The organism is Methyloceanibacter sp. (assembly GCF_035650995.1).
Lineage (GTDB): Bacteria > Pseudomonadota > Alphaproteobacteria > Rhizobiales > Methyloligellaceae > Methyloceanibacter.
The window spans coordinates 35226-47379 of record NZ_DASRGO010000152.1; the positions used below are offsets into that span (position 1 = coordinate 35226).

The following is a 12154-nucleotide window of genomic DNA, read 5'->3' on the forward strand; positions in this document are numbered from 1 at the left end:
GTCGCGGGTTCTGGCTCTCACCGCCTGAAGAAGACATCGCCCGCAGTGACGCGGTATTCGCCGCCGTCGGGCATGAAAAGCCTGAGCGCTCCCTCGGAATCGAGCCCGCCATAGGCACCCTCGACCTCCTGGCTGCCCACGCGCACCGTCAAGGGACGACCCACGGGACCGGCTCGATCAAGCCAGGCGCGGCGGATGGTGGGGAAGCAAGACCCCTCACCCCAGCGCGAAAGCCACTCATGCGTGGTTGCGGCGAGCGTCTCAAGGGCATCGGCTGGCGTCACGGTCATGCCGTAGGTAGCGAGGCTCACGGCCGGTTGGGGAAGGTTCTCAGGGTGGCTCGCGAGATTGATGCCGGTGCCGATCACCACGACCGAGCGGCTGTCGTTGGGCGCTCCGACATTCTCCAGGAGCATGCCGGCAACTTTCTCGTTGGCGAGCAGAATGTCGTTGGGCCATTTCAGGAGGATTTCCGAGCGGCCCTCATAGGCGATCAGCTTGGCGATGGTGTCGAAAGTGATGATCCCGGCAAGGAGCGCAAGCTGGCCGGCCACCCTGAGCGGACAGTTAAATCCGATCAGAAGGCTCGCGAAGAGATTGCCGTGCTTGGATACCCACTCGCGCCCGCCACGGCCGCGGCCCTGAGACTGACGCGCCGACCAGATCCACAAGGGCCCGGGCTCGCCCGCAAGGGCGCGACGCCTAGCCTCGGCGTTTGTGGAGTCGACCGTCTCCATCCGGAGCAGCCGGTAGCCGCTCGGCAATTTCGGCGATGGCGAAGAAATAAAGCTCATTAGAACAGAGACTTAGCGGCCTCTCCTGCAAGCGCAACCAAGGGCGCCGGATAGAGGAAAAAGAGCAAAACGACCACGCCGCTCACGCCCAGCACGGCCGCCAAAGAAGCGTCCATGGGCTCGAAACGTTCGGCAGGGGCGTCGAAATACATGATCTTGACGATGCGAAGATAATAATACGCACCCACGACACTTAACAGGACTCCGATGACGGCGAGCGCATAGAGCCCGGCGTGGATAGCGGCGAGGAACACGTAGAACTTGGCGAAGAAGCCCGCAAGGGGCGGAATGCCGGCGAGCGAAAAGAGTAGCATTGCCAAGAGGAAGGCCATGCCCGGGCTGGTGCGCGAGAGGCCTGAGAGCTGGTCGATGTCCTCGACCATTTTCCCGTCGCGGCGCATGGCGAGGATGCAGGCGAAGGTGCCGAGCGTCATGGCGAGGTAAATGGCGAGATAAATGATCACGCCCTGGACGCCTTCGGCGTTTCCGGCTGCGAGTCCAACCAGCGCGTAGCCCATATGACCGATCGAGCTGTAGGCCATCAGCCGCTTGATGTTGGTTTGGCCGATGGCGGCAAACGAGCCGAGCGCCATAGAGGCGATGGCGAGGAAGGTAACGATCTGTTGCCACTGGACGGTCACCGCGGGGAAAGCCGAGATCAGAACGCGCACGGTGAGGGCCATGGCGGCTAGCTTCGGGGCTGCGGCGAAGAAGGCCGTCACCGGCGTCGGCGCCCCCTCGTAGACGTCGGGGGTCCACATGTGGAAGGGCACGGCAGAGATCTTGAAGGCGAAGCCCGCCATCAGGAAGACTAGGCCGAAGATAAGCCCGATATTCTCGCCGGACGGCTGCACCGCGGCGGCGATGGCGGCGAAGTCGGTGGTGCCGGTAAAGCCGTAGACGAGTGACGCGCCGTAGAGAAGCATTCCGGAGGAGAGCGCGCCGAGCACGAAATATTTGAGGCCAGCCTCGGCGGAGCGTGCGGAGTCGCGGTTGAAGGCGGCAACCACATACAGCGCGAGGCTTTGCAGCTCGAGGCCGACATAGAGCGAGATGAGATCGTTGGCCGAGATCATCATCATCATGCCGGTCGTGGCGAGCAGGACGAGGATGGGGAACTCGAACTTCAGGCCTCCGGCGCCACGCCAATAGTCGATCGACATGAGAAGCGTCGCGGCGGCGCCGATGAGCGTCAGAAGCTTCATTATCCGGGCAAACGGATCGACGATGAAGCTCCCGTGGAACAGGGTCGCGGACCCCTCGCCGCCCGCGACGAACCCGCCGGCGACGACGAGGAGCAGGATCGTAAGCCACAATATCAGTTCGCCTCGCTCGCGTTTGGTTGCGACGCCTAGCATAAGCAGGGCCAACGCACCGCAGCTGAGGATCAGCTCGGGGAGCGCGACTTGGAGGTTGAGCGCTTCGGGCACGGGTCCTTGCTCCTCAAGGCACCAGAGCGAGCCGCGCTTGCTCGGCGGCGGCGAGGCTCGCGTGATAGCTCTTGATCAATTGATCGACCGACACGGCCGAGGCATCGAGGATCGGTGCCGGATAGACGCCGAACAAGATGGTGAGCGCGATGAGTGGCGTCATGATTGCCACCTCGCGCAAGCTGAGATCGGCGATGAATTTGAGGCTCGCCTTCTCGAGTTTGCCGAAAATGACGCGGCGGTAGAGGTAAAGCGCGTAGGCCGCCGACAGGATCACACCGGTCGTAGCCAAGAACGCAACCCAGGTGTTGATGCGGAACGCTCCGGTCAGGCTCAAGAACTCGCCGATGAAGCCGCTCGTGCCGGGGAGGCCGACATTGGCGAGGGTAAACACCATGAAGCAGAAGGCGTAGATCGGCATGCGGTCGGCGAGCCCGCCGAAGGCCGCGATCTCGCGCGTGTGCATGCGGTCGTAGATCACGCCGACGCACAGGAAGAGCGCGGCCGAGACGATGCCGTGCGACAGCATCTGGAAGATGCCGCCTTGCAAGCCCTGCATGGTGAGGGTGAACACGCCGATGGTGACGAAGCCCATATGCGCGACCGATGAATAGGCGATCAGCTTCTTCATGTCTTCCTGGGCCAGCGCGACGAGCGAGGTGTAGATGATGGCGACGATCGAAAGCGCGAAAATGAGAGGCGCATAATCGGCCGAAGCGAGCGGGAACATCGGGATTGAGAAACGCAAGAAGCCGTAGCCGCCCATCTTCAGGAGAATGCCGGCAAGGATGACCGAGCCCGCTGTCGGCGCCTCAACATGGGCGTCCGGCAGCCAGGTATGGACCGGCCACATCGGCAGCTTCACCGCGAAGGAGGCGAGGAAGGCGAACCAGAGCCAGGTCTGCATTTCGGGCGGGAAGCCGTGGGTAAGCAGCACCGGAATGTCGGTCGTGCGCGCCTCCCAGTATATCGCCATGATGGCGAGCAGCATCAGCAGGGAGCCGGCCAGCGTGTAGAGGAAGAACTTGAAGCTCGCATAGACGCGGCGCTGTCCGCCCCAGATGCCGATGATGAGGAACATCGGGATCAGGCCGCCCTCGAAGAAGAGATAGAACAGAACGAGGTCAAGCGAGGTGAACACGCCGAGCATCAGCGTCTCGAGCACGAGGAAGGCGATCATGTACTCCTTCACCCGTGCGCTGATGGCCACCCAGCTCGCGAGAATGCAAAGCGGCATCAGGAAGGTGGTGAGCAGCACGAACGGCATGGAGATGCCGTCGATGCCCATGTGATAGCTGATCGGACCGAGCCAGGGCCGGAGCTCGACGAACTGGAACTGGGCCGTGGTCTGATCGAAATCGCGCCACAGGATGAGCGAGAGGCCAAAGGTAATCAGCGTCGTCCACAGCGCGATGAAGCGTGCGTTGCGGAAGGTGCTCTCATCGCCACCGCGCAGGAGTCCGATCAGGAATGCGCCGAGCAGCGGCAGGAAGGTGACGGTCGAGAGGATCGGCCAGGAATAGCTCACGGCTTTAAGCCTCCGCCCGCGAACAGGAAATAGGTGATGATCGCCGCCACGCCGATCAGCATGGCGAAGGCGTAGTGGTAGATGTAGCCGGACTGAAGCTTGATGGCGCGGTTGGCGATGTCGATGACCCGCGCCGAGATGCCGTCGGGCCCGATACCGTCGATAATGGCGCCGTCGCCCGTCTTCCACAGGAAGCGGCCGAGCCGCTTCGCCGGGCGCACGAACAGAAAATCGTAGAGCGCGTCGAAATACCAGGCGTTGAGCAGGAAGAGGTAGGCACCGCGGAAGCGCTTGGCGAGGCCGAAGGGCACGAGCGGGTTGGTGATATAGAAGTACCAGGCGACGGCGAAGCCCGCGGCCATGGCGAGCGTCGGTGCGAAGATCACCCAGTCGGGGACCACGTGGTGCGCCTCCTCATGGATGACAAGCGATCCGCGCCAGAACTCGGCTTGGCCTGTTCCGATGAAGAAATGGGAGAACAGCACGCCGCTGAGGAGCGCGCCGCCCGCCAGCAGCACGAGGGGCAGGCCCATGGTCCAGGGCGGCTCGTGCGCATGCGCGAGCACGTCCTTCGGCTCGCGCGGCTTGCCCTCGAAGACAAGGAACATCAGCCGCCAGGAGTAGAACGAGGTGAGCGCGGCGGCGGTCAGCGTCAGCACGAAGGCATAATTGCCAACCGGCGTGTGCGCGGCATAGGTCGCCTCGATGATGGCGTCCTTGGAGACGAAGCCTGCGGTGAACGGGAAGCCGGTCAGCGACAGCGTTCCAATCAGCATCACAACGAAAGTAAAGGGCAGAACCTTGCGCAGGCCGCCCATGCGGCGCATGTCCTGCTCGTGATGGAGCGCGTGGATCACGGCACCAGCGCCCAAGAACAGAAGCGCCTTGAACGAGGCGTGGGTGAAGAGGTGGAAGATGCCGGCGCCGTAATTGCCGACGCCTTCGGCCGCGAACATGTAGCCGAGTTGCGAGCAGGTCGAATAGGCGACCACGCGCTTGATGTCGGTCTGCACCAGGCCGACGGTCGCGGCGAAGAAGGCGGTGGTGGCGCCGATGATGGTGACGAAGGCGAGCGCGATAGGCGCAAGCTCGAATAGCGGCGATAGTCGCGCCACCATGAACACGCCAGCCGTCACCATGGTCGCGGCATGGATCAGCGCCGAGACCGGGGTCGGGCCTTCCATCGCATCCGGCAGCCACGTGTGCAGCAGGAATTGCGCCGACTTGCCCATCGCGCCCATGAACAGGAGGAGGCAAATGAGCGTGAGCGCATCGACCTGGTAGCCCAAGAATTCCATCGTCTTGCCGACCGCCGCCGGCGCCGAGGCGAACACCGTGTCGTACTCGATCGAGTTGAACAAGGTGAAGGCGGCGAAGATGCCGAGCGCGAAGCCGAAATCGCCGACGCGGTTGACGATGAAGGCTTTGATGGCGGCATTGCAGGCCGAGGGCTTGTGGTACCAGAAGCCGATCAGGAGATAGGAGGCGAGCCCCACGCCCTCCCAGCCGAAGAACAGCTGGAGGAAGTCGTTGGCCGTGACCAGCGCCAGCATGGCGAAGGTAAACAGAGAGAGATAGGCGAAGAAGCGCGGCCGCCCGGGGTCCTCCTCCATGTAGCCGATGGAGTAGAGATGCACGAGGCCTGAGACGGTGGTCACCACGACCAGCATGACCGCGGTCAGCGTGTCGATCCTGAGCGACCAGGCGGATTTGAGCGCGCCCGAGTCGACCCAGCGCAGGAGCTCGATGCGCTCCTCCTGACCCTGGAACGCCACTTGGTAGAAGGCGAGATAGGAGAGGAGCGCCGTGACCAGAACGAGCGTGGTCGTGACGACCTCAGAGGCACGCGCGCCGACGAGCCGGCCGAAGAATCCGGCGAAGATCGCGCCGAGCAGAGGAAGGAAAAGGATGGCCTGATACATGCGCTCTTGCTCAGCCCTTGAGAAGATCGATTTCCGCCACGTCGATGGTACGGCGGTTGCGGAAATAGACGACGACGATGGCGAGTCCGATGGCGGCCTCTGCCGCCGCGACGGTCAGCACGATCAGCGCGAAGACCTGGCCAACGAGATCGGCGTGGAACGAGGAGAAGGCAACGAGATTGAGGTTCACCGCGAGCAGCATCAGCTCGATGCTCATCAGGATGACGATCACGTTCTTGCGGTTCAGGAAGATGCCGAAGATGCCGAGCGTGAACAGAATTGCCGCCACTGTGAGGTAATGCGTGAGGCCGATGGTCATCTGAGGCCCCTCCCCGATTCGACATGGACCAATTCGACGCCCTCCTCGCGCGTGCGGCCGACCTGTGCCGCCACGGACTGACGCTTGACGTCGCGTCGATGCTGAAGCGTGAGCACGATGGCGCCGACCATGGCCACGAGCAGGATCAAGCCCGCCGCCTCGAACAGATAGACGTAGCGCGTATAGAGGATCGCGCCGAGCGCCGCAGTATTGCTCACCTGCGCGAGCGGCGGCGTCGGTGATTGGGCCGCAATTTCTGGCGCCGTGACCCACGCGCCGACGATGAGAACGAGCTCGACCAAAAGCAGGAGGCCGATGGTCGCGCCGATCGGCAGATATTTGAGGAAGCCCGCGCGGAGCTCGGCGAAGTCGACGTCGAGCATCATCACCACGAAGAGGAAGAGAACGAGCACGGCGCCGACATAGACCACGACGAGGATCATAGCCAGGAACTCGGCCCCGAGCAGGACGAATAGGCCCGCCGCGTTGAAGAAGGCGAAGATCAGGAACAGCACGGCGTGAACGGGGTTCTTGACGGCCATGACCATGAAGGCCGCGCCCACGCACAGGATCGCGAAGAGATAGAAGAACAGCGCCTGCAGGATCATGCGAAATTCGTCGCCCAGACTATGTTGTTGGTCATGGCCGGGCTTAACCCGGCCACCCACGATTTACGTTGCAGGAGAGCCAGCAAAACGTGGATGCCCGGCACAAGGCCGGGCATGACAGCGGATGGGTTGGACAATACCGCAACTGACCCCTCACCGGTAAGGCGCATCGAGCGCGAGGTTCTTGGCGATCTCGCGCTCCCAGCGGTCGCCGTTCGCCAGCAGGCGCTCTTTGTCGTAATAGAGCTCCTCGCGCGTCTCGGTCGCGAACTCGAAATTCGGTCCCTCGACAATGGCGTCGACCGGGCAGGCCTCCTGGCAGAAGCCGCAATAGATGCACTTCACCATGTCGATGTCATAACGCGTGGCCCGCCGGGTGCCATCGTTCCGGCGTGGACCCGCCTCGATGGTGATGGCTTGCGCCGGACAGATCGCTTCGCAGAGTTTGCAGGCGATGCAGCGCTCCTCCCCGTTCGGATAGCGCCTGAGCGCATGCTCGCCGCGGAACCTCGGCGACAGGGCGCCCTTCTCGAAGGGATAGTTGATGGTGGGCTTCGGCGCCACGAAGTACTTCATGGCGAGCCAAAAGGCCGACAGAAACTCCGTCAGCAGCATCGACTTGGCCGCCGTCGCGAGGCGCTTGAAAGTTAAGCTCTCCACCTCAGGCTCCATGCTGCCAGAGCTGCAACATCGCCGCTACGATGACCACCATGGCGAGCGAGAGCGGCAGGAATACCTTCCAACCGAGTCGCATCAGCTGGTCGTAGCGATAGCGCGGCACCATGGCCTTGACCATGGCGAACAGGAAGAACAGGAAGCAGGCCTTCAAGGTGAACCATATCACGCCCGGTATCCAGGTGAAGGGCGGCACCGGGAAGGGCGGCAGCCAACCGCCCAGGAAGAGGACGGTGCCGAGCCCGCACATCAGAACCACGGCGACGTATTCGCCGAGCATGAAAAGCATATAGGGGGTCGACGAATATTCGACCATGAAGCCTGCGACGAGCTCGGATTCGGCTTCGAGCAGGTCGAAAGGCGGGCGGTTGGTTTCGGCGAGAGCAGACACCAGAAACACAACGAACATCGGCAAAAGCGGCAGCCAATACCAGTTGAATAGGCCGAAGCGACCGTTCTGCGCCTCGACGATGTCGCCGAGATTGAGCGAGCCAGCGCACAGCAGGACGGTGATGATGACGAAGCCGATCGACACCTCGTAGGAGACCATTTGCGCCGCCGACCTTAGCGCGGCGAGGAAGGCGTATTTGGAGTTCGACGCCCAGCCCGCCATGATCACGCCGTAGACCTGCAGGCTCGAGATTGCGAAGATGTAGAGGATGCCGACATTGAGGTTGGCGACCTCCCAATCCTTCGCGACGGGGATGACCGCCCAGGCCGAGAGCGCGAGGCCTGCGGTAACCAGCGGCGCCATGAGGAAGATGCCCTTGTTGGCGCCCGCCGGAATGATCGGCTCCTTGAAGACGAATTTGAGGAGATCGGCGAAGGACTGCCACAGCCCCCAAGGCCCGACGACGTTCGGCCCGCGCCTGAGCTGCACCGCGGCCCAGACCTTGCGGTCGGCATAGAGCAGGAAGGCGACGATGATGAGCAGCGTGACCAGGATGGCGAGCGACTGCGCCACGATCAGAGCAAAGGGCAGGCCATAGCTCGTCCAGAATTCAGCCATGGGTGCCGGTAGCCCTGAGGTTCGCACGCGCATGAAGCGCGCTTAAATTGGCCATGATGGCGGAAGCGCGCGCGATCGGGTTGGTCAGGTAGAAATCCTCGATGGCGCGGCCGAAGCGGTCCTTGTCCACCTTGCCAGGCGTCTTGGCGAGCCGCTCGATTGCGGACGCATCCGCCTGCTCGACGAGATCGATCAGGGCGAGATGCGGGCAAGCCTCATACATTTTTGCGCGAAGCTGCTGCACGGTGTCGAACGGCAGCGGCCGCCCAAGGGCGCCGGAGAGCGCGCGGATGATCTTCCAGTCCTCGCGCGCTTGTCCCGGGGGAAATACGGCGCGCGCCGTCATCTGCGGGCGCCCTTCGGTGTTGACGTAGGTGCCCTCCTTCTCGGTGTAGGCCGCGCCGGGGAGGATCACGTCGGCGCGATGGGCGCCTTTATCGCCGTGGCTTCCCTGATAGATGACAAACGCCTCGCCCAGCCGCTCCATGTCGAACTCGTCGGCGCCGAGAAGATAGACTGCGTCGATCTTGCCTCTCGCAGCCGCGGCCAGCACCCCCTCGACATCGAGGCCGCCCCTTCCCGGCACGAAGCCGAGGTCGAGGCCTCCCACGCGCCCGGCGGCGCTGTGCAAGACGTTGAAACCGTTCCAGGCGATTCCCGGCTTGATCGCGCCCATCGCTTCGGCGGCCTTGGCGGCAAGCGCGAGCACGGCCGCGCCGTCGGGCCGGGCAAGAGCCCCCTGCCCGAGGATCAGCATGGGCCGCTCGGCGCTCTCGACTTTCTTCAGGAACGCGTGGCTTCCGTCGGCGATCATGGCCAGGGTCTCGGGACCCGCGCCGAGATGGGCATAGGCGTAGGTCAGATCGACGGCCTCACCGATCAGCCCAATCGGGATGCACCCCTGGCTCTGGTGCGATCGCTTGAGGATGCGCGCATTCAATACGGGAGCTTCGTTGCGCGGGTCGGTTCCGACCAAGAGGAAGGCGTCGGCCTTGTCGATGCCGGCGATGGTCGAATTGAACAGATAGGTGGCGCGGCCGAGAGCGGGATCGAGCGCCGCCCCGTCCTGGCGGCAATCGATATTCGGCGAGCCGAGTTCGCCCGCGAAGAGCTTGAGCGCAAACATCTCCTCGCAAGCCGCGAGATCTCCGGCGATTGCCGCAAAGCGCGCGCCGTCGAGGCTTTTGAGCTTGGCCGCTATGACCTTGAAGGCCTCATCCCAGCTCGTCGGCTCGAGCCTGCCATCCCGCCTCACATAGGGCCGGTCGAGGCGTTGCGCGCGAAGGCCGTCCCACACATGGCGGGTCTTGTCGGAAATCCACTCTTCGTTGATGGCCTCATTGACGCGAGGCAGGATGCGCAACACCTCGCGCCCGCGGGCATCGACGCGGATCGCGGAGCCCAAAGCATCCATGGTGTCGATCGAGGGAGTCTTGGTGAGCTCCCAGGGCCGCGCCATGAAGGCGTAGGGCTTCGAGGTGAGCGCGCCCACGGGGCAGAGATCGACCACGTTGCCGGACAGGTTCGACAGGAACCCACGCTCGAGATAGGTCGTGATCTCCATGTCTTCCCCGCGGCCGATGGCGCCGAGTTCCTCGACGCCCGCGACCTCGGTCATGAAGCGCACGCAGCGCGTGCAATGGATGCAGCGCGTCATGAAGGTGCCGATCAGGGGCCCGAGATATTTGTCCTCGACCGCGCGCTTGTTGTCCTGGAAGCGGCCGGCGTCGAAGCCATAGGCCATGGCCTGATCCTGCAGGTCGCATTCTCCGCCCTGGTCGCAGATCGGGCAATCGAGCGGGTGATTGATGAGCAGGAATTCGAGCACGCCTTCGCGCGCTTTCTTGACCGTCGGAGAGTTGGTGATGACGGTGGGAGGCGTGCCGTCACGGCTCGGCCTGAGGTCGCTGACGCTCATGGCGCAGGATGCCACCGGCTTCGGCATGCCGGCCACCTCGACCAGGCACATGCGGCAATTGCCGGCAATCGACAGCCGTTCGTGATAGCAGAAGCGCGGGATCTCCACCCCGGCCAGATCGCACGCCTGAATCAAGGTGATCCCGGCAGGCACCTCGATCTCACGATTGTCGATGATGAGCTTAGGCATGAGTGTTCAAAGCCTCATCGACGAAGCCGCGGAACTTCGCGGTGTATTGATCGAGATAGCCCGAATTCACGAAGTGCGCCGACTTGAGATAAGCCCGATGGGGAAGAAGCTGGACGCGAACCGACGCCTTCCATTCCTTGGTCGGCGAGACCTCCAGGATTTCCTCGCTGGCATTCAACATCGTGTCAACGAACATCTCGTATTTCTGGAACAACTCGGGGCTGCCGTCGATGGTCTTGGCCTCGTAATCGAATTTGGCGAGGCCGAGCGTCGGGTCTGACAGCTTCGGGTTATCGAAGGCGAGCCTCAGGATCTCTCTCTCCACAATTCATTGGCGTTGGCGCGGCGTTCGGCTGCGCGGTTCTCGGTGATCGAAAGATGGGCATAGACGAGCGCCGCAACCGCCGCGGCGGCCATCACGATGGTCGCGAGCGTTACGGCATTGTCCCACAGCCAGCCCATGCATGCCCTACTCCGCTGCAACCGGAACCGAGGGGCCGATGGGACGTGCAGCGCCGGCGTTGATCCGTTCCTCGATGACGTGGCGGAAATGGCGGATCAGTCCCTGCACCGGCCAAGCGGCGGCATCGCCGAGCGCGCAGATGGTGTGGCCTTCGACCTGGTAGCTGACATTGAGCAGCATGTCGATCTCGGCGAGCTCGGCCTCTCCGCGTGCCATGCGCTCGAGCACGCGCCACATCCACCCCGTTCCCTCGCGGCAGGGCGTGCACTGGCCGCAGGATTCATGCTTGTAGAAATAGGACAGGCGGGAAATGGCGCGGATAATGTCGGTCGATTTGTCCATGACAATCACCCCGGCGGTGCCGAGGCCGGTCTTGAGCGCCTTCAGGCTGTCGAAATCCATGGGCAGATCGTTGCACTGGCTCGCCGGGATACATGGAACCGAGGAGCCGCCGGGAATCACGGCGAGCAGATTGTCCCAGCCGCCCCGCACGCCACCGGCATAATGATCGATCAATTCGCGCAGCTCGATACCCATCTCCTCCTCGACGTTGCACGGCTTGTTCACGTGGCCGGAGAGGCAGAAGAGCTTGGTGCCAGTGTTGTTGGGGCGGCCGAGCGAGGCAAACCAGGCCGCGCCGCGCCGCAGGATGTCGGGGACGACGGCGATGGTCTCGACATTGTTGACGGTGGAGGGCGCGCCATAGAGGCCGACATTGGCCGGGAATGGCGGCTTCAGCCGCGGCTGGCCTTTCTTGCCTTCGAGGCTCTCTAGGAGCGCAGTTTCTTCGCCGCAGATATAGGCCCCCGCCCCGTGGCTGAGATAGAGATCGAAATCCCAGCCGTTCGCGTTGTTCATGCCGATCAGCTTTGCGTCGTAGGCCTCGTCGATCGCGGTCTGGAGGATCTCGCGTTCGGCGATGAACTCGCCGCGGATGTAGATATAGGCCGTATGCGCCCGCATGGCGAAGGCGGCCAAGAACGCGCCCTCGATCAGCAGTTGCGGATCGTGACGCATGATGTCGCGATCCTTGCATGTGCCGGGCTCGGACTCGTCGGCGTTGACGACGAGATAGTTCGGACGCCCGTCTGACTTGGTCGGCATGAACGACCATTTCAGTCCGGTCGGAAAGCCGGCGCCGCCGCGGCCGCGCAAGCCGGAGGCCTTCACCTCCTCGATGATCTTCTCGTGCCCGCGCGCGATGATCTCCTTGGTGCCGTCCCAGGCGCCCCGCGCACGCGCGGCCTTGAGGTGCCAGCTGTGCAGGCCGTAGAGATTCTTGAAGATGCGGTCCTTGTC

Annotated in this window: 12 protein-coding genes; all 12 read right to left on the reverse strand. The window is 63.3% G+C overall.

The annotated features are described in order from the left end of the window. Window positions 1-17 precede the first annotated feature (17 nt). Complete coding sequence (locus tag VFB18_RS11435) at window positions 18-794, reverse strand: biotin--[acetyl-CoA-carboxylase] ligase (protein ID WP_324975142.1); 777 nt, start codon at window positions 792-794, stop codon at window positions 18-20. Continuing rightward, window positions 794-2224, reverse strand: coding sequence for an NADH-quinone oxidoreductase subunit NuoN (nuoN, locus tag VFB18_RS11440; protein WP_324975145.1), 1431 nt, complete (start codon window positions 2222-2224; stop codon window positions 794-796). Before nuoN ends, VFB18_RS11435 begins: the two co-directional genes overlap by 1 nt. Before the next feature lie 13 nt (window positions 2225-2237). Further along, window positions 2238-3752 (reverse strand): NADH-quinone oxidoreductase subunit M, encoded by a 1515-nt coding sequence (locus VFB18_RS11445; protein WP_324975148.1) that lies wholly within the window; start codon window positions 3750-3752, stop codon window positions 2238-2240. Continuing rightward, window positions 3749-5674 (reverse strand): NADH-quinone oxidoreductase subunit L, encoded by a 1926-nt coding sequence (gene nuoL / locus VFB18_RS11450; RefSeq protein ID WP_324975151.1) that lies wholly within the window; start codon window positions 5672-5674, stop codon window positions 3749-3751. Before nuoL ends, VFB18_RS11445 begins: the two co-directional genes overlap by 4 nt. Window positions 5675-5684: 10 nt before the next feature. Continuing rightward, on the reverse strand, window positions 5685-5993 hold the full coding sequence (gene nuoK / locus VFB18_RS11455) for an NADH-quinone oxidoreductase subunit NuoK (protein WP_324975154.1): 309 nt from the start codon (window positions 5991-5993) through the stop codon (window positions 5685-5687). Then, window positions 5990-6601: an NADH-quinone oxidoreductase subunit J gene (locus tag VFB18_RS11460; protein ID WP_324975157.1), complete on the reverse strand. Its 612-nt coding sequence runs from the start codon at window positions 6599-6601 to the stop codon at window positions 5990-5992. The genes nuoK and VFB18_RS11460 overlap by 4 nt, the downstream gene beginning before the upstream one ends. Before the next feature lie 153 nt (window positions 6602-6754). Then, on the reverse strand, window positions 6755-7261 hold the full coding sequence (gene nuoI, locus VFB18_RS11465; RefSeq protein ID WP_324975160.1) for an NADH-quinone oxidoreductase subunit NuoI: 507 nt from the start codon (window positions 7259-7261) through the stop codon (window positions 6755-6757). Between the two features lies 1 nt (window position 7262). After that, a complete protein-coding gene (gene nuoH / locus VFB18_RS11470; protein WP_324975163.1) occupies window positions 7263-8285 on the reverse strand; it encodes an NADH-quinone oxidoreductase subunit NuoH in 1023 nt (340 codons plus the stop codon). Next, window positions 8278-10392, reverse strand: a complete 2115-nt coding sequence (gene nuoG / locus VFB18_RS11475) for an NADH-quinone oxidoreductase subunit NuoG (protein WP_324975166.1) — start codon at window positions 10390-10392, stop codon at window positions 8278-8280. Before nuoG ends, nuoH begins: the two co-directional genes overlap by 8 nt. Then, the gene (locus VFB18_RS11480) at window positions 10385-10717 is read right to left on the reverse strand and encodes a hypothetical protein (protein ID WP_324975169.1); all 333 of its coding nucleotides are present in this window, start codon (window positions 10715-10717) and stop codon (window positions 10385-10387) included. The genes nuoG and VFB18_RS11480 overlap by 8 nt, the downstream gene beginning before the upstream one ends. Further along, complete coding sequence (locus VFB18_RS11485; RefSeq protein ID WP_324975171.1) at window positions 10699-10854, reverse strand: hypothetical protein; 156 nt, start codon at window positions 10852-10854, stop codon at window positions 10699-10701. Before VFB18_RS11485 ends, VFB18_RS11480 begins: the two co-directional genes overlap by 19 nt. A gap of 7 nt (window positions 10855-10861) precedes the next feature. Next, on the reverse strand, window positions 10862-12154 hold a 1293-nt coding region (nuoF, locus tag VFB18_RS11490), incomplete at its 5' end, for an NADH-quinone oxidoreductase subunit NuoF (RefSeq protein WP_324975174.1).